Source organism: Streptomyces sp. NPDC048484 (genome assembly GCF_040651415.1).
Lineage (GTDB): Bacteria > Actinomycetota > Actinomycetes > Streptomycetales > Streptomycetaceae > Streptomyces.
Genome location: NZ_JBEZJY010000051.1, coordinates 13,975 through 38,434, shown reverse-complemented (window position 1 = coordinate 38,434; position 24,460 = coordinate 13,975). Strand labels below are relative to the sequence as shown.

Annotated in this window: 17 protein-coding genes, 1 tRNA gene and 2 pseudogenes; 11 read left to right on the top strand and 9 right to left on the bottom strand. The window is 71.1% G+C overall.

What is annotated here, in order from left to right:
* Positions 1-388: 388 nt before the first annotated feature.
* Positions 389-1,882, top strand: a complete 1,494-nt coding sequence (locus AB0D14_RS37020; RefSeq protein ID WP_362787508.1) for a glycoside hydrolase family 3 N-terminal domain-containing protein — start codon at positions 389-391, stop codon at positions 1,880-1,882.
* 119 nt (positions 1,883-2,001) lie between these two features.
* On the opposite strand, the gene AB0D14_RS37015 is transcribed toward AB0D14_RS37020, so the two are convergent.
* A complete protein-coding gene (locus AB0D14_RS37015; protein WP_362787529.1) occupies positions 2,002-3,264 on the bottom strand; it encodes a glycosyl hydrolase in 1,263 nt (420 codons plus the stop codon).
* A gap of 117 nt (positions 3,265-3,381) precedes the next feature.
* On the opposite strand from AB0D14_RS37015, the gene AB0D14_RS37010 reads away from it, so the two are divergent.
* Positions 3,382-4,548 (top strand): BadF/BadG/BcrA/BcrD ATPase family protein, encoded by a 1,167-nt coding sequence (locus tag AB0D14_RS37010; RefSeq protein WP_362787507.1) that lies wholly within the window; start codon positions 3,382-3,384, stop codon positions 4,546-4,548.
* 215 nt (positions 4,549-4,763) lie between these two features.
* Positions 4,764-6,947: a glycoside hydrolase family 3 N-terminal domain-containing protein gene (locus AB0D14_RS37005; protein WP_362787528.1), complete on the top strand. Its 2,184-nt coding sequence runs from the start codon at positions 4,764-4,766 to the stop codon at positions 6,945-6,947.
* A 25-nt stretch (positions 6,948-6,972) separates the two neighbouring features.
* Here the strand turns inward: AB0D14_RS37005 and AB0D14_RS37000 are convergent, their stop codons facing one another.
* The 6 genes from AB0D14_RS37000 to AB0D14_RS36975 form a co-directional block, all read right to left on the bottom strand.
* The gene (locus AB0D14_RS37000) at positions 6,973-7,851 is read right to left on the bottom strand and encodes a carbohydrate ABC transporter permease (protein ID WP_362787527.1); all 879 of its coding nucleotides are present in this window, start codon (positions 7,849-7,851) and stop codon (positions 6,973-6,975) included.
* Positions 7,852-7,856: 5 nt separating this feature from the next.
* Positions 7,857-8,903, bottom strand: a complete 1,047-nt coding sequence (locus AB0D14_RS36995; RefSeq protein ID WP_362787506.1) for a sugar ABC transporter permease — start codon at positions 8,901-8,903, stop codon at positions 7,857-7,859.
* A gap of 2 nt (positions 8,904-8,905) precedes the next feature.
* Positions 8,906-10,276, bottom strand: coding sequence for an extracellular solute-binding protein (locus AB0D14_RS36990; RefSeq protein WP_362787505.1), 1,371 nt, complete (start codon positions 10,274-10,276; stop codon positions 8,906-8,908).
* Between the two features lie 129 nt (positions 10,277-10,405).
* Positions 10,406-11,059, bottom strand: a complete 654-nt coding sequence (locus tag AB0D14_RS36985) for a peptidyl-prolyl cis-trans isomerase (RefSeq protein ID WP_362787526.1) — start codon at positions 11,057-11,059, stop codon at positions 10,406-10,408.
* A gap of 41 nt (positions 11,060-11,100) precedes the next feature.
* Positions 11,101-15,378: an NEW3 domain-containing protein gene (locus tag AB0D14_RS36980; RefSeq protein ID WP_362787504.1), complete on the bottom strand. Its 4,278-nt coding sequence runs from the start codon at positions 15,376-15,378 to the stop codon at positions 11,101-11,103.
* A 109-nt stretch (positions 15,379-15,487) separates the two neighbouring features.
* Complete coding sequence (locus AB0D14_RS36975) at positions 15,488-16,372, bottom strand: MurR/RpiR family transcriptional regulator (protein WP_362787525.1); 885 nt, start codon at positions 16,370-16,372, stop codon at positions 15,488-15,490.
* 246 nt (positions 16,373-16,618) lie between these two features.
* Here AB0D14_RS36975 and AB0D14_RS36970 point away from each other — a divergent pair, with 246 nt between their 5' ends.
* Positions 16,619-17,383, top strand: a complete 765-nt coding sequence (locus tag AB0D14_RS36970; protein ID WP_362787503.1) for an SIS domain-containing protein — start codon at positions 16,619-16,621, stop codon at positions 17,381-17,383.
* Positions 17,384-17,445: 62 nt separating this feature from the next.
* Here the strand turns inward: AB0D14_RS36970 and AB0D14_RS36965 are convergent, their stop codons facing one another.
* Complete coding sequence (locus AB0D14_RS36965; protein ID WP_362787502.1) at positions 17,446-18,042, bottom strand: ABC transporter ATP-binding protein; 597 nt, start codon at positions 18,040-18,042, stop codon at positions 17,446-17,448.
* A 191-nt stretch (positions 18,043-18,233) separates the two neighbouring features.
* On the opposite strand from AB0D14_RS36965, the gene AB0D14_RS36960 reads away from it, so the two are divergent.
* The 7 genes and pseudogenes from AB0D14_RS36960 to AB0D14_RS36930 form a co-directional block, all read left to right on the top strand.
* A complete protein-coding gene (locus AB0D14_RS36960) occupies positions 18,234-19,046 on the top strand; it encodes a hypothetical protein (protein WP_362787501.1) in 813 nt (270 codons plus the stop codon).
* A gap of 46 nt (positions 19,047-19,092) precedes the next feature.
* Positions 19,093-19,911 (top strand): acyl-ACP--UDP-N-acetylglucosamine O-acyltransferase, encoded by an 819-nt coding sequence (gene lpxA / locus AB0D14_RS36955; RefSeq protein WP_362787500.1) that lies wholly within the window; start codon positions 19,093-19,095, stop codon positions 19,909-19,911.
* Between the two features lie 13 nt (positions 19,912-19,924).
* Positions 19,925-20,932 carry a UDP-3-O-(3-hydroxymyristoyl)glucosamine N-acyltransferase gene (gene lpxD, locus AB0D14_RS36950; protein ID WP_362787499.1) on the top strand — a complete coding sequence of 336 codons (1,008 nt, stop codon included), beginning with the start codon at positions 19,925-19,927 and terminating at the stop codon, positions 20,930-20,932.
* Positions 20,929-21,738 carry a UDP-3-O-acyl-N-acetylglucosamine deacetylase gene (locus AB0D14_RS36945; protein WP_362787498.1) on the top strand — a complete coding sequence of 270 codons (810 nt, stop codon included), beginning with the start codon at positions 20,929-20,931 and terminating at the stop codon, positions 21,736-21,738. Before lpxD ends, AB0D14_RS36945 begins: the two co-directional genes overlap by 4 nt.
* A gap of 20 nt (positions 21,739-21,758) precedes the next feature.
* Positions 21,759-21,887: pseudogene (locus tag AB0D14_RS36940) on the top strand (transcriptional regulator); the annotation flags it as partial.
* A 62-nt stretch (positions 21,888-21,949) separates the two neighbouring features.
* A tRNA-Met gene (locus AB0D14_RS36935) sits at positions 21,950-22,023 on the top strand.
* Between the two features lie 610 nt (positions 22,024-22,633).
* A pseudogene (locus AB0D14_RS36930) lies at positions 22,634-23,215 on the top strand (transposase); the annotation flags it as partial.
* 283 nt (positions 23,216-23,498) lie between these two features.
* Here the strand turns inward: AB0D14_RS36930 and AB0D14_RS36925 are convergent.
* The gene (locus tag AB0D14_RS36925) at positions 23,499-23,906 is read right to left on the bottom strand and encodes a hypothetical protein (protein ID WP_362787497.1); all 408 of its coding nucleotides are present in this window, start codon (positions 23,904-23,906) and stop codon (positions 23,499-23,501) included.
* Positions 23,907-24,460 lie beyond the last annotated feature (554 nt).

Sequence of the window (24,460 nt, the reverse complement as noted above, 5' to 3'; positions counted from 1 at the left end):
GGGTCCTGTTCTGGCCTTCCGCCTGGCCTGTTCTTCACCAGGTCGTTGAGTTCTTCGGCACTGGGTTGTCCGAGGGCTTTCAAGGCCTGCTGCCCAAGGCCAGTCGGCTGCAGCGGGCGCCCGGTGTCGAACGGGTCCAGTAGGAGTCCTCCAAGGTCATGTTCCAGGCGACGGATCTGAGTGACTCCGCCCCCTCGTTTACGAGGGGGCGGAGTCACGGCTTACCCCTCCAGGAGAGCGCATGGGGATGTGGTGGAGACGGGCTCAGAACGCATACGGGTCAGGCCCCCGGCACGAGATCGGTGCATACGACAACGAGGCTGGTTGATTGATTCACCTTGGGGTTATGTTTTGGTGGTTCGCATCATCCGACCGGAGGGTAGCCGCCGTGACCCACACCGTCCCCGCCGCGTACGACGGTCCAGCGCTGCCCGTCGACCTGGACGAAGCCGCCCACCGCTGCCTCGTCGCGGGCTTCGACGGGACCGCGCGCGTCCCTCACACCCTGAAGCGGCTCATCGACCGAGGCCTCGGCGGAGTCATCCTCTTCACCCGCAACGTGCGCGACGCCGAGCAGGTGCGCCGACTCACCGACGAGCTGCGGGTCATACGCCCCGACCTGCTCGTGGCCATCGACAACGAGGGCGGCGGCATCGGCCACCTCGTGGGCGCGGGCGCCCCCGACGTCCCCGGCAACTTCGCGCTCGGCGTCGTCGACGACACCGAGCTGACCGCCCGCTGCGCCGACGCGCTGGCCGGACATCTCGCCACTCTCGGCATCACCGCCTCGTACGCCCCGGTCGTCGACCTCCAGCACCACCCGGACAACCCGATCGTGCGCACCCGCTCCTTCGGCGGTGACCCCGGGCTTGTCGGCCGCCATCTGCGGGCCTGGATCACCGCCACCGAAGCACGTGGCATCGCCTCCTGTGCCAAGCACTTCCCCGGCCACGGCGGCACGGTGACCGACAGTCACCACGACACGGCCGTCGACCCCCGGTCGTACGAGGAGCTCCTGCCCGACCTCGAAGCGTTCCGCGCGGCCGTCGCCGCGGGCGTACCGATGCTGATGAGCGCCCATGTCGTCTTCCAGAAGCTCGACCCCGGCCGCCCGGCCACGCTGAGCCGCCGCATTCTGCGGGACCTGCTCCGCGACGAACTCGGTTTCGACGGCGTCCTGGTCAGCGACGCGCTGGAGATGAAAGCGATCGCCGACCGCTACGGCGAGGCTGCGGGAGCCCGCATCGCCCTCGCCGCGGGAGCCGACCAGGTGATCGTCGCCGTACCGGCCCTGGAGACCACCCTCGCCTGCCGCGACGCGGTACTCGGCGCGCTGCGCGCCGGCGTGCTGCCGGAGGAGCGTGTGCTGGAGGCCGCGGGTCGTGTGGGCCGGCTCGTCGAGAGGTACGCGGCCCCGGCCGCCCCCGGCACGGTCGCGGGCTGGGACGTCGGGGCCGGACCGGAAGCGGCGCGCCGGGCCGTGCGCGGCAGGCCCGCGCGGCCGCCCGTGACCGGAGCCCACGTCGTCGACCTGTTCCCACCGCCGCACCCCGCGCTCAACTGGGGCGGCGAGGACCTGCTCACCGAGCTGCGCGCCGTCGACCCCACGGCCTCCGGCACAGCGGTCACCGGAGAGCCGTCCGACCCGGCGGCCCTCGTCGCCGGGATCCTGCGGTGGGCGGAGGGCTCGCCGCTGATCATCGCCACCTGTGACGCGGGGCTGCACCCCTGGCAGGCCCGCCTCCGCGCGGCCATCCTCGGCCGGCGGCCGGACGCCGTCCGGGTCTCCACCGGGCTGCCGGAGGACGGGGACAGCCTCTGCTCGTACGGGCGGGGCCGCGTCAACCTGCAGGCGGTGGCGGAGGTGCTGGCGGGCCGGTGAGCCACGGCCGCCGGCCGTGGCACCCACCCCTGCCACGGCCGGCGTACTCGGGTGCTGCCTGGCCTGCGTACTCGGGTGCTCCCGTGGACCGTGCTCCGGCCCGCCCCGCCCCGCCGTGTTCACGTGCCGCGTACGAGCTCCGTGATCCCCCGGGCCGCGAGGTGAGCGGTGTCGTCCGCCCGGGAGGCCAGGACCACGGCAGGGCGGACACCCTGCTCGGTCAGCCGCATCCACGCCTCGAAGAAGCTGCCGCCCGGACCCGACACCGACCGGGTGGCGGGTGTGCAGGCGAGTACCAGGGCCTTGTCACGCGGCTGCCCGGGCCGGGGTGCGGCGCGCACCTCGGCGACCGCCTCGGCGACCGCCTCGGCGAACGCGGCGGCGATCGGCTTGGCGCGGCCGGCGGAGTCGAAGAGACCCAGCGTGTACTCCAGCTCCGGGTAGTCGGCGAGGGAGCGGTCCACGTCGTGCGAGCACCACCAGGTCACGCCCCACAGCCCCCCGCACCCGGCGGCGTTCAGCACGGTCGAGCGGGCGAACTCCGGGGCGTCGGCGGCCGGGATGTGCGGCTCCGGTGCTCCGGTCTCCTGCACCCAGACCGGTCGTGTCACGTCCTCGGCGTACGCCTTGGCCAGCTCCACGCCGTACTCGGCCAGGTGCAGGACCTCGAAGGAGCGGGGGCCGTAGCGGCGTGCGCAGTCACCGGAGAAGACCCACGGGTGCACGGTGGTCAGATCCCCCTTGCGGGCCGAGGCCTCGGGGGTGAACGGGTGGTCGTCGCCGTACCAGGCGGCGTCGTACGCGGAGTGGGTGATGAGGTGGTGTGGCGCGGTGTCGGAGAGGCCGTCCCGGGCGGCCGCGAGCAGCGTGTCGAGGTAGTGGTCCGCCTCCCCGGCCGTCACCGGGTTGTGCTCGACCAGGTTGTTGAGTTCGTTGCCGAGCTGGAGTCCGATGAGATTGGGCCGGTCGGCGAGCGCGCGGCCGAGGACGCGCAGCAGTTCCGCCTGGGCCTCGACGGCCTCGGGATCCGTGAACACGTTGCGGTGGTGCCAGCCGCGGGTCCACTCCGGATAGAAGTCGAAGCTCGACAGATGGCCCTGCACGCCGTCCACGAGGACGTCGAGACCCGCCTCGGCCGCCAGGTCGACGAGCCGCACCAGCTGGTCGACCGCCGTGGTGCGGATGAGCGTGCGGTTGGGCTGCAGCAGTGGCCACAGGTGGAAGACACGTACGTGGTCGAGGCCGAGCCCCGCGATCTGGGCCAGGTCCTCGCGGGCGTGGGCCGGATCGAAGTCGTGCCAGGAGTGGAACCAGCCGCGGCGGGGCGTGTAGTTCACGCCGAAGCGGGGGGCGGACGGGACGGACGCGGGTGAAGCGCTGATGGAGTCCTCCGTAAGTTGTTGGGTGGCCCGGCTGAGGGAGTGGAAACGGGTGGAAACCCGTCCCGACGCGCGGTCGGGTCTTGTTCTCGGCGAATGTATCAACCACCATGGTCGGCAATGGACAGTGATTTGAACCAGGATCTGGCTCAGGATCTCGTGGTGGGCCTGGATGCCGGCGGCACCCGTACCCGAGCCGTCCTGGCAGCCGCCGTGGACGGCCGTGTGCTAGGCGAAGGCGCCGCGGGGCCCGGCAACGCCCTCACCGTCCCGGTGCCGCGGCTCACCGACCACCTGGCCGAGGCCATCGCCCGGGCGGTGCCGGAGCGGGCGCGGGCGCGGGTCGTCGCCGTGGCCGGAGGCTTCGCAGGCGCCGCGCAGACCTCTCCCGACGAGCCCGGACGCCTCAACGCCCTGGCCGCGCTCACCGCCGCGCTACGACGCCTGGGCATCGCGGCCGGCTCGATCGGCGTCAGCAGCGACATCGAGGCGGCCTTCGCCTCCGCTCCCGGTGTGCCGGCCGACGGCCTGGCCCTGGTGGCCGGTACCGGCGCGGTGGCGATCCGTATCAGCGACCGCCGCTGCGCGGTCTCCGTCGACGGCGACGGCTGGCTGCTCGGCGACGACGGCAGCGGATTCTGGATCGGCCGCAGCGCGGTACGGGCGGCGCTGCGCATGGCGGACGGGCGCGGCGCACCCACCGTGCTGGCCGACCTGGTCGGCCGGGCACTGGAGCTGCCGACCGAGGCGCGGCCACCCACCGGCTCGGCCGACGTCCAACGCGGTGACGTCGGCCGTGGCGAAGGCGCCCGCGCCGATGCCGGCAGTGACGCCGGCCGTGGTGGAGACGGCCGTGCCGACACCGGCCGCGGTGAAGGCGGTGACAGGCGGCTTCCCGTGGAGCTGGAGTGGACGCGTGCGGGGCGGGAGGCGTATCGCATGCATCTGCTGCCCGCCGTCATGGCCGGGCCGCCGATCCTTCTCGCCTGGCTCGCCCCGCTGGTGGCCGAGGCCGCCCGGGGCAGGGACCCCGTCGCGGAGGCGATCCTCGAAGAGGCGGTGGATCACCTGCTGGACACCATCCGCGCTCTGGAGCCCCACCCCGGCGAGCCCGTCGTCGCCACCGGCGGACTGCTCGGCCCGGACGGTCCGTTGACGGTTTCCCTGGGCGAGCGACTAGGGACCCTCGGCCTGCGGCTCGACTGGGTCGCGGACGGCTGCCGGGGCGCCGTGGCTCTCGCCCGGCTGGGACACGGCCGCCCGGCGCCCCCCGCTCCAGCCACCTGACCGACCCCGGCCTCCCGTTCGCGGGACTCGACAGCACGTCTCACCAGCACGGCACCGACAGCACGGAAGGAACCGGCCGTATGACGACTCCGGAACACGCGGCCACTCGCGCCGAGCAGAGATCCGAGGTCTTTGGGGGCCACGACGGCGAGGGGCCCCTCTACCTGGACCCGGACGCGGCCGTCGACGCCAGGGTCGCCGACCTGCTCCCCCGTATGACCCTGCGGGAGAAGGCGGGTCAGCTCAACCAGCGGATGTACGGCTGGGACGCCTACCGCCGCACACCGGACGGCTTCGAACTCACCGAGGCGCTGTACGCCGAGACCGAGCGCTTCGCCGGACTCGGCGCCCTGTACGGGCTGCAGCGTGCCGACGCCTGGTCGGGCATCGACCACACCAACGGGCCGGACGCCCAGGACGGCGCAGCCCTCGCCGCCCTCGTGCAGCGGCACGTCGTCGGGCGGAGCCGGCTCGGCATACCGGCGCTGTTCGTCGAGGAGGTGCCGCACGGCCACATGGCGCTCGACGGCACGGTCCTCCCCGTCAACCTGGCCGTCGGTGCCACCTGGGACCCTCAGCTGTACGAGGACGCCGCAGCCCACGCCGCGGCCGAACTGCGCGCCCGTGGCGGCCATGTGGCCCTGGTCGCGGCCCTCGACATCGCCCGTGACCCGCGCTGGGGACGCACCGAGGAGTGCTTCGGAGAGGACCCGTACCTGGCGGCCTGCCTCACCGAAGCCCTCGTGCGGGGCATGCAGGGTGAGTGCGCCGAGTACTTCGCCGACGACAGGGCCCCCGTCGTCCTCAAGCACTTCACCGGACAGGGCGCCACGGTGGGAGGGCGCAACTCCGCCGAGTCCGAATTGGGGCTCCGTGAGCTCCACGAAATCCATCTCCCCGCCGCCCGTGCCGGAACCCGGGCCGGCGCCGCCGCCGTCATGGCCGCGTACAACGAGGTCGACGGCCTCCCCTGCGCCGGCAACAGGGCCCTGCTCACGGGCCTGTTGCGCGAGCGCTGGGGCTTCGACGGGCTGGTCATGGCCGACGGCCTCGCCGTGGACCGGCTGGCCCGCATCACCGGGGACAAGGTGTCCGCGGGCGCACTCGCCCTCAACGCCGGTGTCGACCTCAGCCTCTGGGACGAGGGATTCACACACCTGGAGGAGGCGGTCGAGCGAGGGCTGGTGGACGAAGCTGTCCTCGACGCGGCCGTCGCCCGGGTCCTGCGGCTCAAGTTCCGGCTGGGGCTCTTCGAACAGCGGGGGCCGACGACGTCTCCGCCGGCCCACGGCAGGGACGTGAGCACGGCCCTGGCACGAGCCGCCGTCACCCTCCTCCACAACGACGGCGGCCTACTGCCCATATCGGCGACCGTCTCCCGCATCGCCGTACTGGGGCCCCAATCCGCCACCATCACCCACCAGTTGGGCGACTACACCGCCCCGCAGCGCCCCGTTGCCGGCACCGGCCTGCTCGACGGACTGCGGCGACTCGCCCCGCCCGGCGTCGACATCCGCCACACCCCGGGCTGCGCGCTCACCGGCGACGACCTCTCCGGTATCCCCGCGGCGGTCGCCGCGGCAGCCGCCTCCGACCTGGCCGTGCTCGCCCTGGGCGGCAGCAGCGCGCGCACCCCGGACACCGACTTCGCGGCCAACGGAGCCGCCAGCGCCGCCGTTTCCGAGATGACCTGCGGCGAAGGCGCCGACCTGGCGGCGCTGCGGCTCGGCAAGGCCCAGCACGCCCTGCTGGACGCCGTCACCGCGACCGGCACACCCACGGTCGTCGTCCTCGTCCAGGGCCGCCCGCACGTGGTTCCCGACGCGGCGCAGCGGGCGGGCGCGCTGCTCACCGCCTGGTATCCCGGCCCGTGGGGCGGCGATGCGATCGCCGAAGTGCTCCTCGGCCGCACCGAGCCGGTCGGGCGGCTTCCCGTCTCCGTCCCACGCTCGGCGGCCCAACTCCCCGTGTACTACAACCACAAGGACATCGAGTACGGCGCCTACGCGGACGAGAGCGCCGAGCCGCTCTACTCCTTCGGGCACGGGCTGTCGTACACGAGCTTCCGGTACGGACCACCGCGCCTGACCGGGCACACCGTCACGGTCGACGTCACCAACACCGGGGGGCGGTACGGCCGTACGGTCGCCCAGCTCTACATCCGCCGTCTGCGGACGCCCGTCTGGCCGCGCACGCTCGAACTGCGCGCCTTCCAGGCCGTCGGACTCGAACCGGGGCGGTCCCGCACGGTCGCCTTCCACCTCGGCGCCGACCGGCTCGCGCAGGTCGGCGCCGACCTGGAGACGGCCGTGCTGCCCGGCACCCTGGAGATCCGCGTCGCCGAGTCGGCGCGGGCCGCCCTGAGAGCCGTACCGGCGGTGCTGCGCGTCGAGGGGTGACGGGCGGGAACCGCACGGCGGGGCGTCAGAGCTTCACGGCCCCGGAGGAGACACCGCGGTAGAACCACCGCTGGGTGATCACGAACAGCAGCAGCACCGGAACCACGGAGATCACCGAGCCCGCCATCACCATGCGCTGGTCGTAGCCGAAGGACGACGTCTGCAACCGGGCGAGCCCCAGTGTCAGGGTGAAGTGCTCCTCAGAGCGCAGCACGATCAGCGGCCAGAGGAAGTCGTCCCACGCGCTGATGAACGTGTTGATGGTGACGACCAGGATCGCCCCGTAGGCGGAGGGCAGATACAGATACCGGAACCGCTTCCACTCCCCGGCACCGTCGAGCATGGCCGCGTCCTCGATCTCCCGGGGGACGGCCAGGAACGCGGCCCGCATGATGAGGACGTTGATGGCGGCGACGAAGCCGGGGAGCCAGACGCCGACCAGGTTGTCGATGAGGCCCATGTCCCGGATGCTCAGGAACAGCGACACCATGATGGATTCGAAGGGGAACATCATGGACGCCATCAGCAGCACCCACACCAGTTTGCGGCCCTTCCAGGCGGGCTTGGAGAGCATGTACCCGGCCATGGTGGAGAAGACGAGCTGGCTGGTGATGGAGATGACGGCGACGAACAGGCTGTTCCTGATGTACGTCCACACCGGGACCTGGTCGAAGATCTCGCGGTACGCCCGCAGGGACGGATCGTGGGGGATCAGCGACGCGCCCGCGCCGAAGACGTCCTCGCCCGCGCCCTTGAGCGACGACAGCGCCTGCCACAGCAGCGGTCCGACGGTGATCCCGAGGGCGAACAGCAACAGCAGGTAGCGGACGATCAGTTCCCGGGGGCGGCCGTAGTCGCGCCAGCGGGGCATCAGGCGTCGGCGCTTCTCCACAGCGGTCGTCATGCCGGTCATCCCTCGTCCTCCTTCGTCAGTCGTTGTGCGAGGAGCGTGAGGCCCAGGGTGAGTACGAAGAGGGCGACACTGACGGCCGCGCCGTAACCGGCGTTGCCGGTGAGCGGGTCGAGGCCGACGTCCCGGATGTAGAAGGGGAGCGTGCGGTCGGCGCCGCCGGGGCCGCCGGTGGAGCCGCCGAGCATGTAGATCTCGGTGAAGACGCGGAGCGAGCCGATGCCGGTCAGTGTGCCGACCAGCATCATCGACTGGCGGACGCCGGGGACCGTGACGTGCCAGAAGCGGCGGGCCGCGCCCGCGCCGTCCACGGAGGCCGCCTCGTGCAGTTCCTTCGGTACGTTTCCGAGCGCGGCCAGGTAGAAGATCATGTACCAGCCGAGGCCCTTCCACAGGGTCAGGCCCATCGCCGACAGCAGGATCAGCCACGGGTCGGAGAGGAAGGGAATGGCCGCCCGGATCAGGTGAGCCTTCTCCAGCCAGGTGTTGACCAGCCCCTGGTCGCTGAGCAGCCACTGCCAGCTCAGCCCGACGACCACGCTGGAGGCGAGGACGGGCGTGTAGAAGGCGGAGCGGAAGAAGCCGATACCCGGCAGGTTCTTCTCGACCAGGATCGCCAGCAGCAGGGGCAACAACACCATCAGGGGGACGACGATGACGGCGTACAGCAGGCTGTTGCGGGTGGCGAGCCAGAAGTCGTCGTCGCCGAGCATCCGCGTGTAGTTGTCCAGGCCCACCACGTTGAACGCGCCGCCGAGCGGCTTGGCGTCGGTGAAGGACAGGATGAGCGTGTTGAGGAACGGCCACACCCCGAAGACCGTGATGGCGACGACCGCCGGCGCCATCCACAGCCAGGGCAGCCACCAGCGGCGGTGGAGCGCCGCGCCCCCCGCGTCCCTGGTCGGGCCGGGGGTGAGGGCGCGGAGCGCACGGCGCAGCGGCCCCGGCGGGGGTGTCGGGGAAGTGCCGGGGCGCGGGCCGCCCGCCCCCGGGGGAGTGGGGACGGGCGGCCCGTCGAGGGTGGTGCGGGCAACTCGCTGAGCCATGGTCAGCTGCCCTGCTTGATCAGCTCGTTGGCCTTGGACTGGGCCTCGTCGAGCGCGTCCTGGGCGCTCTTCTTGCCCTGCATCGCGAGCTGCACCTGGGCGGTGACGGCGTTCAACTCGCCCGGAGTGAGGGTGATTTCGTCGGCTGTGGAGGTCTGGCGGTCACTGGCCACTATCTTGCGGGCCTCGGCGAAGGGGTCGTCGCCCTTGACGTTCTGGAAGAAGGGGTCGTTCAGAGACTCCGAGGTGGACGGGAAGATCACCACGTTCGGGTCCTTCGCCCATGCCAGCTGGTTCTGGGCGTTGGTGAGGAACCGCGCGAACGACAGGGCCGTCGGGGCGTTCTTGCTCGTCGAGGCGACGCCTATGTACTGCGGGGCGCCGACGGTGTGGCCGAGGTCGTCCAGCGGGTAACGGGCGACGCCGGTCTTCTTGTAGACGGTCGGGTTGTTCTGCTCGATGAAGCGCAGGTAGTTGGGGTTCGTCTGCCCGTACACCAGCTTGCCCTGGCCGTAGACCGAGGACGGGTCCTGGTTGGAGGAGATCGAGTCACGGGGCATGGCGCCGGCCTGGTAGAGCCTCTTCATCCAGTCCACCCACCGGACCGTCTTCGGGTCGTCGGCGAAGGTGAAGGACCTGCCGTCGGCGGACAGCACCTTGACGCCCATCTGCTGCCAGTCGGCGGGGATGCGCAGCGAGGGGTTGGCGAGGAAGGCGTAGTAGTCGCCGTCCGAGGCCTTGGCGATCTTCTCGGCGTCGGCGAACATGCCGAACATCGTCGTCGCGGGCTTGGCCGGGTCCAGACCGGCCTTCTTCATCAGCGCCGTGTTGAAGGTCTGCACGATGCCGCCGGAGTACCACGGCAGCACGCTGTGCACCTTCGTGCCGTCCGCGTCGGCGTAGGTGCTGGACTTCCACATCGCGTCGGTGAACGGCTTGCCCGCGTCCGGCGCCTTCTTGTCCAGGTCGAGCAGGTAGCCGTTCTTCGTCAGCGCGATCGAGGTGTTGACGTTGATGTTGACCACGTCCGGCAGCGTGCAGCCCTGCGCGTCGGCGACCAGGCGCTGGGTGAAGGTCGAGTCGCCCGGGTCGTCGATCCACTTCACGCTCGAACCGGGGTGGGCCTTCTCGAAGGCCTTGATGACGCCGTTGAAGTAGGTGCCGAAGTCCTTCTTCAGGTTGGTGGTCTGGAAAGTGATCTTTCCCTTGACGTCGCCGGTGAGCTCGCCGGACCCGACGTTGCCCTTGTCCACCTTGCAGCCGCCCGCGGTGGCGTCACCGTCGTCGGAGCCGCCGGAGAGGCCACAGCCTGCGGCCGTCAACGTCAGTACGACGAGACAGGCCAGGGATCCGGTCAGTCTTCTTGCGCGCATTGCTGCCCTCCTGAGACCCAGTCTGCTGCTGGTTCAATTCACCAACTTGGACTCCGATTGATGAAAATGTGGACCAGAATTCATCGGAGGTCAATGGGGTTCCGTGTTGCTTTTAGGTTCCGGACCGGATCAGTGCCGGTGCTCGTGGTCCGGGTGGGTGGGATCGCCGGGATGTTCGTGCCCGGTCGCGTACACCACCCCGGCCCGTGCCTCGTCCAGCCAGGCGAAGAACGAGCGCCGGCCTGCCGACCGGCGCAACTCGTGCGCGATGCCCGCGCGTACGGCCTCGTACGGCAGGAAGTCCGCGGGCTGCGCCCCGCCGGAGGGGGCGCTGAAGGGATCGACGCCGCGCCGCAGTGCGTCCCGGGTGAGGAAGCGGTCCGGACTGCGTTCGTAGTAGTCCCGAACCGCCGACTCGGGAACGTCCTGTCGGTCCTCCAGCGCGGCGAGCAAGGCCCGGGCGGCCGGGGAGTGGGCGAGTACCGCCGCGACGATGCTGCCGAGATCGGCGACGTCCGCCTCGGCCACGGCGAGGACGTCGGAGGGCCGGACCTCTTCGGGAGGCCGCAGCCCGCGTTCGGCGCAGGCCCGGCGGGCCAGTTCGTCCACGACGACGACCTGGGTCGCCCAGCGCCGCCGCTGCCGTTCGGCGCGCGCCGACGCGTCGGGCCGTGTCCCCGGATCGCGGGGCGGTACGGTCTTCAGCAGTGCGTCGACGTGCCGCGCGGCGAGTGCCTCGCCGTGCACCAGCGCGGCCGAGCCCTCGGGCGGCCGGGCGGTCACGGGGCCGTCGGGTGGATGCGTGTGCGCGTGTCCGTGACCGCTCACGGCAGCACCTCCAGAGGGACGGCCTCGGTGTAGGCGACGTTGCCGTGCCAGGCCGTCTTCACCAGCAGCCAGTACGAGCCCGCGGCCACCGCGTCGCCGTCCACCTCGATCACGCACTCCCGTCTCCCTCCGGCGGGCACGGTGAAGCCCTGACTGCCCGGGGTCACCCCCGGCCAGGTGCCCCACGACGACACCGCCCACAACGTGCCGTCGACCGGGCCGCGCGTCGTGTTGCGCAGGGCCACCGGAACCCGGACGCGTTCGCCGGCCCGCACGCTCACGCGTTCGGCTCCGATCCGGCAGACCAGAGCCGGGCCCGTCCGCCCGTCCGGCTCGTCACCCGGGACGGTGCCCGGCACATCGAGGGCCACGACGTCCTCGTACGTCTGGCCGCCGTGCGAGAGGCGTGCGGCGAGCCAGTGGCGGCCGGGTGGGGCGTCGGGGGCGGGAGTGACGGTGACTTCGGCGAGCGTGAATCCGCCGGGGCCCAGCGCGTACGGCAGTTCGGCGGGCTCGGCGGACCAGCCCGGCGGTACTCGCAGGGCGACCGTGCCCGAGACCGGGGCGTCCGTCAGTTCGGAGCTGACACGGACCGTCGCGGTCACCGGTCCGGAGGCGGTGAGCGCGGTCGGCGAGACGTACACCGCGACGGGCAGGTTGCCGCGCGGAGCGGGACCGGAGTTGTGCAGCCAGTACCGCGTGTGGACGGGCTGCGCAGGCTCGTGCGCGGCAACGCCGGGCCCGGCCGTGGTCTCCCGTGGCGTCTCCCGTGGAGTCGCCAGGACCGTCGCGACCTCGAACCCGGTGAGAGCGATGTCCAGAACACCGTTCTCGTCCGGGGCCGCCGGCTCCCCGGGTGTCTCCAGGACGTCGGCGCGCGCTCCGGCGGTCCAGGCGACCGGCCCGTGGACGCGGGCCCGGACCGGGCGGCCCGACACCTCGTGCATCCGTACGACCACTCCGCGCCCCGGGTCCGGCGCGGCCACGCTGCCGCGGGCCAGGGGCGACCCGACCGGCTTCAGCGCGTCGAGCAGCACCTCGCCCGCCGGTTCCAGTCCCAGAAGAGCCGTGCGCCTGGGCAGCACGGGACCGTCCGGGGACTCACCCCCGTCGCGCAACCGCGCCGTGAGCGGACGGTTGTACGCGTGACCGGTGCGCGGCAGGCCCAGTTCGCGCCAGTCGCCCTCGCCGCCCACCACGGCGTACTCGAAGGTGTGCGACCACCGCTGGAGCTGGAAGGCCGAGCCGTCGGGGGCCGTACGGCGGGGCGGGTCGACCCAGATGCCCGAGGGCCAGCCCGTGCACGAGCGCATCAGCGACATGTAGAGGTCGCCCGAGGAGGTGACCACACAGCCGGGTGTACCGCGGTTGAGGACGGCGAAGCTGCGGCCGTCCCAGGCGTCGCCCGGCGGCAGGGCCTCACCGCCGCCCGCCGCTGTGGCCTGCACCACCGCGTCGTCCAGGTCCGCCACCAGCGCGTCGACCGCCTTGGCGTCGTCCTTTGGCCGGGTGCCCGCCACGACGAGCAGCGGCAGCCGTTCGAGGTCCCGCAGGTCGGCTCCGGGCACCCACTCCTCGCGCAGGCTCGCACGCGGGGCGACCCAGACGGCCGCCACACCCTTCTCGGCCAGCTGCCGCCGCAGTTCGCGTCCGGCGGCCGGGTCCCAGCCGAGCGCCTCCGCGACGACGGCGTTGCGGTCCGGGCCGCCGACGGCGATGCGGACGTCGGGCAGGTTGGAGTCGACCTCCAGGTCCCCGTAGCGCGGCCCGTCGGCGATCGTCGAGGTCGCGGTGACGCCCGCGCGGACCAGGGCCGCCGCGAGCGGGGTGCCGAGTTCGCCGGCCTCGTCCCAGGAGCCGTACACGAGTTCGGCGACACCGATCGAACGGTGGCCGAGGAGCGTGCCCGTGTTGTCCCGGATCTCGGCGCGGGCCGTGGACCCGAGCCCGAACCAGGTGTTGGCGGGGTTGTCCAGCGTCCAGGGGAACCGCTCGCTGTCGACCTCCACGAAGCCGAACCCGCGCCCGATGACGGCGTCGGCCACCTCGTGCACCGGCAGCCCGCCCCGCACGTCACAGGGCCAGCGGACCCTGATCAGCCGGTCGGAGCCGTCGTAGCCGTCGACGGTGGTGGACACGTCCAGGCGCGCGACCCCCTTCCACAGGCAGAGCCGCTGTGTGTAGCGGAAGAGGCCGAGGTCCGCGGTGACGGTGATCCGGGAGCCCGCAGGGGAGTGCTCGATGCGGACGTCGGCGTGCACCTCACGGCTGCGGGCGGCGGTGGTGCCGGTCGGCGTGAGATGCCAGGGGCCCTCACCGAAGCGGGGGTGGCGAGGGTACTCCTCCTGCACGACCAGCTCGTTGCCGATCTCGCCGGTGCGCAGCAGATCCCGGCCGCCCTCCGCGAGGGCGCGCAGTCTGCTGACGCCGCCGCCGCGCTGCGGGTCCACGGTCAGCTCGTAGAACTCGTTGCGGATGGTGGCGCCCTCGCCCGGTGTCCACTCGGGGACGGTGCCCCGCGCGAGAGGGAGCGCCTTCAGACCCATGCCGGGGACCTCGGGGACGACCACGCGCAGTTCGCCGTTCTCCCGGACGGCGGGCAGTGGCAGACCCGTGTCGTCGAGGGGGACGAGCCCGGGGTCGGCGACGGTCAGCACGTCCTGCCTGGCCCAGGTGGCGGAGTTGAAGACGACCAGGTCGTGGTCGCCGCCGGGCAGCGCGGCGACTCTTCGGGCCAGGGCGTCGGTCGCGTCGGCGTGCACGGTTTCGGCGAGGTCGGCCAGTTCGCGCCAGCCCGTGAGCAGGTCGATGTACACCTGGTCGGACTCGGAGCCCGTGATGGCGTCGTGGTGGGCGCCGTAGATCAGTTGCCGCCAGGCCTTGTCGAGAGCGGCGTCCGGGTAGGCGTGCCCCGTGACGAGCGAGGCGAGTGTCGCCCAGGCCTCGGCGTCCGCGAGCAGCGTCTCGCCGTACCGCTGGGCCTGCTTGGTGTCGATGTAGGAGACGTCCTTGCCGGTGTAGACCGGGTTCATGTCCCGGGTCTGCGGCGAGGCCCTGCGCCCCTCGGCGTCCAGCTCGGCCCGCACGGCGGCGAAGAAGTCGCGCGGCACCGCGCTGACGAAGCGCGGCCAGACGTAACGGGCGTTCCAGCCCCGGTGGATGTCCATGACCCAGCGGCACGGCGGGGCGTAGTCCCCGCCGACCGGGAGGAGCACGTTGCGGGTGAGCGCCACCTGCTTCAGTCCCCGGAACAGCTTGAACGCCGCCGCCTGCGCCTCGGGCAGCGTCGGCGCGTTGTCGATGACCCAGCCGGCGCCGTAGTGGTTGACCATGTACGCGGTCAGCAGCCCGCGACCTGACGGCGCGATCCACGAGAACTCGGCGGGGAACTGCATCCGCTTCGGATCCCGCGGCTCCTCACCGAAGACGGAGAGGGTGGGGCCCCACTGGTGGTAGGGGCCGCGCGCCCACGAGCTGGAGGACAGGCCCGCGTCGGCCATCAGGCCGGGGAACTGCGGGTCGTGCCCGAAGGCGTCCAGCTGCCAGGCCGTCTCAGGCGAGGCACCCATGACGGCACGCTGGAACCCGTCCCCGTAGACGGCGTTGCGGATGGTGGCCTCGGCGCCGGTGAGGTTGGTGTTGGGCTCGTTGTAGGTGCCGCCCATGATCTCGACGCGGCCGGTACGCAGCAGCTCCCGCAGGAAGGCGCGCTCCTCCGGGAAGGAGTCCCAGTACGGCTTGAGATAGTCGACCTCCGCCAGCACGAAGGTGTACGCGGGGTCGCGCCGGGCGAGATCGCAGTGGGCGCGTACGAGGCTCATCCCGGACCGGCCGCGGGAGTCGAAGGTACGGGCCGGCAGGCCGGTGGTGGCCGGGTCGTCGGCGACGTCCCAGGTCTCGGTGTACGCGGCCTGGGTGTTCCACCAGACGGGGTCGTAGTGGAAGTGGCTGACCATGAACATGGTCCAGCCGGTCTCGGCCGCGGTGAACTCGTCGGTGTGCACGGCGACCTGAGCCTCGTCGCCCTCGTCGGTGGCGGTCACCGTGATGGTGCGACGGTCGCCGGGGGACAGGCCGGTGAGCACGGGTATCTCGGCGCGTACGGTGCCGTCGTCGGCCGCCGTGGCGTGGGCCTCTCCGGCGACGCCGGGGCCCTCGACCGTGAGGCGGACGGTCCGGCCGGGGGTGTGGCTCAGTTCGACGGCCACCACCTGGCGTGGCTGCTCGGTGGTTCCTACGAAGAGCTCGGTCGACTCGACAGAGGTCACGCGCATGGGGCTCCTACGAGGGTGCTCGGCGGAGCCCCATCGTGACACCGAGAGGGTGATTCAAACAACCATCCACGGAGTTTCTCGGTGGTTCATCCATACATCCTCGATCGGCTCAGCGCGTGCGGCGGTGCTTCACCGCGTGCTGTCCGGCGATGTGGTCGGTCAGGGCCAGGGAGGCGCTCGCGCGTTGGTACGAGAGCTGCGCGACCCGTGCGTAGAGGCAGTCGATGAGCACCAGTACGGAGTGCCGCGCGCCGATGATGCCGGTCGGGAAGCTGGCCTCCGACGTGTAGGAGATGAGTCGGACGTCCGCTGCCCGCGCGAGCGGCGACTTCGGGTCCGCCGTGATCGCCACGGTGGTGGCGCCGCGCTCCTTGGCGAGCTCGAAGGGCTCGACGGTCTCCCGGGTCGCGCCCGAGCGCGAGATGCCGATGGCGACGTCCGCCGGGGTGAGCAGCGCCGCTGAAGTGGCCGCCGCGTGCACCTCGTTCCAGCCGCGGACCGAGCAGCCGATGCGAAAGAGCCGTACCTCGGTCTCCAGGGCCACCGCGCCGCTGCCGCCGACTCCGTACACGTCGATGCGCCGCGCGCGGGCGACGGCCTGGGCCGTGCGCTCCAGCGCGTCGAGGTCGATCCGGTCGATCGTCTGCTGGACCGCGCGCAGGTCCGCGCTGCCGACGACGGTGACGACCCGTTCCAGGTCGTCGTCCGGGGAGATGTCGGGTCCGATCTCCGCGCTGCCCCAGTCGGAGACCTCGCCGCGACCGCGCTCCTGGGCCAGCTCGATCAGCAGATGCTGGTACGAGTCGAGGCCGATGGCGCGGCAGAACCGGGTCACCGTGGCCTGCGACGTGCCGGTGCGGCGGCCCAGTTCGGCGGCGGAGGAATGGGTGACGGCCGCGGGGTCCGCGAGGATCAGCTCGCCCACCTTCCGGAGGGAGCCGGCCAGGCGGGGCAGCTCGGTGCGGATCAGTGTGGTGACGTCCGTCGGGGGCATTCCGTTGCCGACGCCGATCCGTTCCATGGGATTACCGATCTCCTCGGTGGTGCCTGCAGTGCAGCTGAGAATGTATCAGCCACCGACCATCTCGCAGATTGAATCTCAGGACCGACGGCCCTTCCGTGCCCCGGTCGCGTCGGGGCACGGAGGAACCCCCGTTGCCCGACACTCGTGATCTATGGTTTATTCATTCAAGTAAGTTCGTAAAGGATGGTGGTTTCATCCACCAGTAGGGAGTGCCGCGTGACCGTCGACTCTGTGAACGCGGGCGTGTTCGCACGCGAGGGCCTGGACGTCCTGGACCGCATCGCCGCGTCCTCCCGGGACGAGGTGAGGCAGGCCGCAGAGCTGCTGGCCCAGTGCGTGCGCACGGACGGCGTCATCCAGGCGTTCGGCACCGGGCACTCCCAGGCGCTCGTCCTCGAACTCGCCGGACGCGCCGGAGGACTGGTCCCCACCAACCGGCTGAGCATGGCCGACCTCGTCCTGTACGGCGGCGACGACCCGAGCGTCCTCGACGACCCGCTCCTGGAGCGCAGGCCGGGCGTCGCCGAACGGCTCTACGACCTCGCCGCGCCGCGACCCGAGGACCTGTTCGTCATCATCTCCAACTCCGGCGTCAACAGCGTGATCGTGGAGATGGCCCTGCGGGCCAAGGAGCGGGGCCACCGGGTCCTCGCGATCACCTCGCTGGCCCACACCCGGGCCGTTCCCGCCTCCCACCCCAGCGGCCGGAAACTCGCGGACATCGCCGACGTCGTCCTGGACAACGCCGCCCCGCGGGGCGACGCACTCCTCGAACTCCCCGGTGGCGGCTCCGTCTGCGCCCTGTCCACCCTCACCGGGGTCATGCTCGTCCAGATGACCGTCGCCGACACGGCCGCACGGCTGCTCGCCGACGGACTGCGACCGCCCGTCTACGTCTCCGCCAACGTGCCCGGCGGCTTCGAGGGGAACCTGGACCTGGAGCAGCGGTACGCGGGCCGCATCCGGCGCACGGCGAGTTGACACGTGACGGACGGCGGTGAGGGCCGGGGCGCTGAGGGCCCCGGCCGGGTGGGCCGCCGGGTTCAGGGAGCCTCTGTTCCGGGGAATGCCGCGGCCATGAGTGTCTCCTCCAGGGGGAAGTGGCAGGCCGCCGTGTGGAGCGGCGCCGCGAGTGGCGGTGCGGGGACGGCCCGGGCGCAGATGTCCTCCGCACGCCGGCACCGGGTTCTGAAACGGCAGCCGGAGGGCGGGTCGGCCGGGGAGGGGATCTCACCGCCGGTGAGCAGGACGCGCTCCCGCTTCGCCCCGCTCCCGCGAGCGAGCGATGGGGCCGCCGACAGGAGAGCTGCCGTACAGGGGTGCTGGGGCGGCTCGAAGAGGCCCTCCGCCGGGCCCGTCCCCACGATCTTGCCGAGGTACATCACGGCGACGCGGTCGGCGACGTGCCGCACCACGGACAGGTCGTGCGAGATGAACACGTACGACAGTCCCAGCTCGTCCCGCGGATCACACAGCAGGTTGAGCACCTGCGCCTGTACGGACAGATCCGGCGCGGAGACGGGCACGTCACAGACGATGACCTCGGGTTCCAGGGCGAGGGCACGCGCGATCCCGATCCGCTGCCCGCCGGAGAACTCCTGCGGGTGGCGGCGCGCGTCGGAGGCACGCAGTCCCACCATCTCCAGCAGCTGTGAGTCGGAGCATGGCGGTCGCGTGCTGGGGACGTGACCGGTAGTGATCGGCTGCCACGGCGATGCTGGTCCAGCCCGCTTGGCGCATTTCGGACAGGCCGCCCACGCCGTGCGCACGGTCCGCGCCGGAATCCGCTGGTGAACGGCTCGCCCGGCAGCACACCCGGGTTCTGCGCCTCATGGACCAGCCGCAGCTGAGCGACCACTTCACGACGGTCGCCCCGTACTGCGTGTGGATCACCTACCGGCTTGAGGCCGGCGCCACTCAGACCACCGGGGAGGCCGCTGTCTCGGGCTACCGCGTCCTGCCGAACGGCGTCGTCGGCATGGACGCCGCCAGCATCACGCTGCACAGCGCGAACCCCTTCGGCGCGAACCCCTTCGACGCGGACGCCGCTCCCGACTGGCTGACGGGTCTGATCGAGAAGTACGCCCAGAGCTCCTGGCAGCCTCCACCCGAACCCCCGGCAGCGCGCCAAGGGTTCGCCCATTCCACCGGCCAACGCGCCCCGGACCAAGGAGACATGAGCATGGAGCTGGCCTCATCCGCCAACACCGGCATCATCGGCGTGCTGGGGATCGTGGTCGGTTTCCGCCTGCAGGAGCGGTCCACCGCACGCCGTGACCGGCACGCCCGGCAGGCACAGCAGCGCGCGGAGCTGCGCACCGTGTCCGTCCGCTTCCTCGCGCCGCTCGCCGCGGCGCGCCGTCTGCAGAACGCGTGCTCCGTCCTGCGGGAGGCCGGCGCACCCGAGGCGGAGCAGGCCGCCGCGAAGCAGACCGCTCTCGAGGCGCGTACCAGCGTCGACGAGGTGCTGGCCGAACTCCCACTGCTGGTCGGCGGCCCGCGCGTCCTGGAGCTCGCCGGCACCCTCGGCGACGTCACTTTCACCCTCCTCCTGAATACCGCGCAAGGGCTCCGATTCCGTCCCGCGATCTCCGGACCGGCAACTCAGGCGGGTCGAGCGGGATCCGCAAGAGTGTCCTCATGAGGTAATAACCCGCTCTTCTGCCCATGGTTGTGGCCACGATGGTGGGATGTGGCAGGACACTCAGCACAGCGGTGATCGAGACGCGCACATCCACCCGTCAGCCTTGGTGTCGCCCGGGGCCGAACTCGGTGCCGGGGCGCAGGTCGGCCCCTTCGCTGTCGTCGAGGAGGGAGCCGAGCTGGGCGACGGTGTGTGCGTCCAGGCCCACGCGGTCGTCCACGGCTCGGCGACACTGGGCGCCGGCGTCGTCGTGGGGGTGCACGCGGTCGTCGGCGGGGATCCACAGGACCTGAGGTTCGACGCACGCACGGCGACCAGAGCCGTGGTGGGCGCCGGCACCGTGCTGCGGGAAGGCGCGACCGTACACCGTTCCACGGGCGAGGAACCCACCCGGATCGGCAGCGACTGCCTCCTCATGGGGAATACACACATCGGGCACGACTGCGTTCTGGGCGACGGGGTGGTGGTCAGCCAGCTCACCGGTCTCGGTGGACACGTGCGGGTCGGCGACCATGCCGTGATCGGTGGGGGGAGCGGTGTCGTGCAGTGGGTGCGCATCGGGCGTCTGGCGATGGTGGGTGCCAAGACGAAGGTGGAACGGGACGTCTTGCCCTTCACCGTCGTGGACGGAGTGCCGGCGCAGCACCGCGGACTCAACCACGTCGGCATGCGACGCCACGGCATCTCCGCCGCCGCCCAGATCGCGCTGCGCCGCTACTTCACCGCCTTGCAGTCGGGTATGCCCGACGACGGGGTCTGCGCGGAGGAACTCACGCTGCAGGTGGAGGAGTTCCTCGCTGCTCCGTCCGGCCGGGGCATCACGCCGGTGACGCCCCGCCCCCGACCGGCTCGTAGAAACTCCTAGAGAGGTGGATTTCATGACCTGGTCCCTGCGCGAGATCGCCGAGAAGTACGAGGGGGCCGTCTGCGGCGACGCCGGGATGCGCGTACATCCGACAAACACCGAGTCCACGGATCCGTCGGGACTGGCTTACGCGGAGCGGGCGAGTGCGCTGGGGCGGATGGCAGGTGTCGGAGCGTTACTGCTGCCGCGCGCTCTCACCGGCGTGGACACACCGCACGTCCACGTGGACGATCCGCGCGCCGTCTTCCACCAATTGCTGGGCGAGCTCGACCGTCAGGCGCCCATGCACCAGGGCATCCACCCCACCGCGGTGACCGATCTGGACTGCAGCATCGATCCCACCGCGTACGTGGGGGCCTACACGGTCGTGGAGCGCGGCGCCGTCGTCGGACCGCGCGCGCGTATCTACCCCTTCGTCTACGTGGGGGAGAACTGCCACATCGGCGCCGACAGCGTGCTCCACCCACACGCCGTACTGTGCCGGGACGTCCGTCTCGGCGAGCGCTGCACCGTGCACTCAGGGGCCGTCATCGGCAGCGAGGGGTTCGGATTCACGCCCACCCCGAACGGCTGGCGGCGCGTGCCACAGATCGGGGGCGTCCACGCCGGCGACGACGTGGAGATCCGCGCGCTGGCCAGCGTCGAGCGGGCCACCTGCACCACCACCGTCCTGGGCGACGGGGTCAAGGTCGGCGACCTCACCTGCGTCGGGCACAATGCCAGGCTGGGCGACCACACCCTGTTAGTGCCCCTGTCCGGCATCGGCGGCAGCGCGGCGCTCGGCCAACGCTGCGTGCTGGGCGGCGGAAGCGGCGTGTTCGACCATGTGACGCTCGCCGACGACGTCCGTATCGGCGCGTACGGCACCGTCACCCGTGACATAGACACCCCCGGCGACCACACAGGAACTCCCGCCCGCCCTCTCGCCCAACAGCTGCGCCTTGACGCGCTGTTGCCCAAACTGCCCGACCTGCTGGAACGGGTACGGCAGCTGGAAGAGCGACTGGACACCGGCCAGTGACCGACCGGCGTGCCACGGTGCGCGCCCCCGTCCTGCTCCACGGCGTCGGCCTGCACTCGGCACAACCCGTCACCGTGACCATCGCCCCCGGCGACGACGGCATCGCCTTCACCCACACCTTCCGCATCCCAGCCCGCCCCGCCCACGTCACCGCGACCAACCGCCGCACCCGCCTCGGCCCGGTGTCCACCGTCGAGCACCTGATGAGTGCCCTGGCCGGCGCTCGCGTCACCGACGCCGAGGTATACCTCACGGCCGACGAAGTCCCCGGCTTCGACGGCAGCGCCCGGCCCTTCACCGAGGCTCTTCGTACCGTGGGCCTGCGGGACCTCGGCCCATGGCAACCTCCCCTTCTGCCGCGACCTGTCCGGTACGAGGACAAGGACACGATCCTGCAGGCCCGTCCCGGAACAGGCCGATGGAGCGTCACCTACGACCGCGCACCACGATTCCCGGGCCGACAGACCGTCACCGCTCAACTCCCCGTCGACTACGCCGGCATGGTCGCACCCGCCCGTACTTTCGTCCTGGAGACAGAACTCGCCCGCGCCCGAGCCCATGGCCTGGGACGTGGACTCGACGAGCCATCCGTAGTCATCATCGGCGACGACGCATACGCCGGCCGGACCCGCTTCGTCGACGAACCCGCCCGCCACAAACTCCTTGACCTCATCGGCGACCTCTACCTCACCGGCATTCCCGTCCATCACCTCGACGTCACCGCCGTACGCCCCGGTCACCTCGCGAACATCGCCCTCGCCACGCTCATCACGGGCGCGGCCGCAGGCACCGCCGCCGGAGGGTAAGGCCCGAACACCGGTGTCCCCGCATCGTCGGCTCCTGGGCGGCCGGTGACCACCAGGGCCTCGATGACGCGTGGGAGGACATGATCGTCGACCTCGGGTCGCAGTGGGGCCAGTACGAATACGTCACCAACGTCGGCTTCGCCGCATAGAAGCCCCGTGGTAGACGGTGGTCTTTGCCCCCTCTGTGATGGCGTACGGTGGGGGATACCGACGCGGGGTGGAGCAGCTCGGTAGCTCGCTGGGCTCATAACCCAGAGGTCGCAGGTTCAAATCCTGTCCCCGCTACTGCTGAAGAGGGCCCGGATCCACACGATCCGGGCCCTCTCGCATTCCTGGGACGGTCCCCACTTCTGACTCCTGCCTGGCAGGATGCCCGGCCACTGGGCATCCCTTCGCACAGCCCGGGTGGGCTTTCGCCGTCATCCGGACCGTACCCAAGCAGCCGCCACACGCCCACACCGGGGGCCGGCGCGAGTGCACGGCGATGGAGCCTGGTCTACGGGCGGTCCTGGCGTCGGGTTCGGGACATCACTGATCCCTTGTGGAGCAGGCGTGGGTGCCCGCAGGCCGGCAGGTTGCCGGACGGGCCGGCCTTCGGCAAAAGCAGCGCTCGCCCACAGAACCGCGGCAGCGGCAAACGCCTCGACAACAGGGCCGGGCCCGCCCGTGCGCACTCACCGGCCGCCGGTCCTGAGTGAAGGGCTTGTCGACGTCTCAGCTTCGAGGGTGCAGACGGTCTATGCCTGATCTCGCAGGGTGTCCAGTTCCGCATGCAACGCTTCGTTCTCGGCCACCACTTCGGCCTTGCTACGCCGATCTGCGGGCGGTTTCCGGGTGGCGTGGCCAGGCTTCGGGGAGCGCTTGTCCGGTGGGGGAGCGGCGATGGGCCCCAGGGGCTCGAAGGCGACGATCCACACTCGGCGACCCCTACCGCGACCACCTGCGCCGGCGCCGAAGCGAAGACCCCGCCGTGCCCGTCACTCACCTCTTGCGCGAGATCAAGGAGCTGGGTTTAACCGGCAGCGCCAACCTCCTGGTCCGTTACATCACCCAGGGCCGCGCCGAGGGTGACAAGCCGGCCGCCACCCCGCAGCGTTTCGCCCGCCTCCTGCTCACCCGCCCCGAGAACCTGCGCGACAAGGACACCGCACCACTGCGGGAACTCGCCGCAGCCTGCCCCGAGATGCGCCAACTCATGCGCCTCACAGGCCAGTTCGCTCAGCTACTGACACCAGCGGAGGGCAACGACGCCAAACTCACCGACTGGATCACCACGGTTCGCGTCGTCGATCTGCCCCGCCTGCACTCCTTCGCGAACGGCCCCGAACGCGACCGCGCCGCCGTCGACGCCGGCCTCACCCGCCCCCACCACAACGGCCGCACCGAGGGCATCAACACTCGAACCAAACGGATCATGAGACAGATGCACGGCCGAGCCGGGTTCCCCCTGCTCCGCCACCGCATCCTCCTCCAGTGATCCCTGCACAGCGTTACCACCGATTACGGGCCAGAGCCGGCGCCCCCTCTTGTCCCGTACGAGGGCTCCCACCGCGCAGATGTCCGGCTCGCTCTCGCCGGCGATCGTGGCTGGTGCGAACGGACCGGTGATGGCCAAGGACGTCGCGATCGCCCTGGGCCGTGAGACCACGCCGGGCAAGGTCGAGCCGGTCCGCGGTCAGCCTATGAGTGACGAATGTGCCATCTCCGGCTCCGCCGGAGCAGATGCGGCGACGCTCCGCGTCGCCACCATCAGATTCGCTTCACCCCCGGCATGAACGCCGAGGCACTGCGAATGAATCCCGGTAGCGCTGCTCCAGGAACGCGAAGTACCCGTCAATGATGTTGATCTTTGTGCGTACGGTGGAACGAGCCCGTTTGCCCGGCCCGGCGAAGTACCGGTCGAGGTCCCGCGGTTGCAGGCGCCACGGCGCCAGATCGAGGTACTCGCAGATCTCGATGACAGGCTTCACCAGCTTGTCGACCGTCTCCGGCATGAGACCGGCCGCGTCACGAGCCCACTGGTACTCGGCAAGAGTGTCGAGGAAGTAGTCCCGCTCCGTCAGACCCTTCCGTTCAGCTCGACGACGATGCAGCTGGAAAACCTCAGCCAGCCCCGCGCCACCGAGTCCGGCTGCCGGTGCGTCTCGAAGAGTTCCAGATTCATCCACGGACACGCAGATTACGAGCTGTAGTCGCAGATTCTGCGAGTATCTGCAGAAGTCTCACGCCATTGAGGGGCGCTTCGAACACAGGTCTCGGACCTGCTGACATGGAGGCATTCCTACGCGAGCGGTCACCTGGGAACCTGCGCGTACTCCAGTTCCGAAGTGGGCTGGCCGCTGTTCGGCGGCTTGGAGAGCTGCGGGGCCGCGCCGGTGCAGCCGGTTCCGCAACTGCTCGAACGCCAAGCACTCGCTGGTGTCCCATACAACCAGTTCGCTGCTTATGTGAGCTGCTGCATGTGTCTCATCAACAGCCTTCTATCCGTCGGCAGATCACCGCCTGGAGTGGTTTCTGAGCGGGGAGAAGGCGCCCAGGTCTCGGTTTCGGGATGGTGGCCGGATCCGGCGTCAACGAGGTGATCGAAGCGGGACGGGGGCGGCGCCATGATCGCGGATTTGTGCACGACGAGCCCTCCTGTCGGCAAACCGAGTGGGCGTACGCACCCGGCTACCGGCCCGACCGCGGCAGGTCAGCGCAGTACAACACCTCGCCGGGGGCT

Excerpts from the sequence above, each read along its gene's own strand:
- lpxD (WP_362787499.1), top strand. The coding sequence starts at position 19,925 with ATGACCTGGTCCCTGCGCGAGATCGCCGAGAAGTACGAGGGGGCCGTC.
- AB0D14_RS36990 (WP_362787505.1), bottom strand. The coding sequence starts at position 10,276 with ATGCGCGCAAGAAGACTGACCGGATCCCTGGCCTGTCTCGTCGTACTG.
- AB0D14_RS36980 (WP_362787504.1), bottom strand. The coding sequence starts at position 15,378 with ATGCGCGTGACCTCTGTCGAGTCGACCGAGCTCTTCGTAGGAACCACC.
- AB0D14_RS37005 (WP_362787528.1), top strand. The coding sequence starts at position 4,764 with ATGACCCTGCGGGAGAAGGCGGGTCAGCTCAACCAGCGGATGTACGGC.
- AB0D14_RS36960 (WP_362787501.1), top strand. The coding sequence starts at position 18,234 with ATGGACCAGCCGCAGCTGAGCGACCACTTCACGACGGTCGCCCCGTAC.
- AB0D14_RS36965 (WP_362787502.1), bottom strand. The coding sequence starts at position 18,042 with ATGGTGGGACTGCGTGCCTCCGACGCGCGCCGCCACCCGCAGGAGTTC.
- AB0D14_RS36995 (WP_362787506.1), bottom strand. The coding sequence starts at position 8,903 with ATGGCTCAGCGAGTTGCCCGCACCACCCTCGACGGGCCGCCCGTCCCC.
- AB0D14_RS37010 (WP_362787507.1), top strand. The coding sequence starts at position 3,382 with ATGGACAGTGATTTGAACCAGGATCTGGCTCAGGATCTCGTGGTGGGC.
- AB0D14_RS36975 (WP_362787525.1), bottom strand. The coding sequence starts at position 16,372 with ATGCCCCCGACGGACGTCACCACACTGATCCGCACCGAGCTGCCCCGC.
- AB0D14_RS37000 (WP_362787527.1), bottom strand. The coding sequence starts at position 7,851 with ATGACGACCGCTGTGGAGAAGCGCCGACGCCTGATGCCCCGCTGGCGC.
- lpxA (WP_362787500.1), top strand. The coding sequence starts at position 19,093 with ATGTGGCAGGACACTCAGCACAGCGGTGATCGAGACGCGCACATCCAC.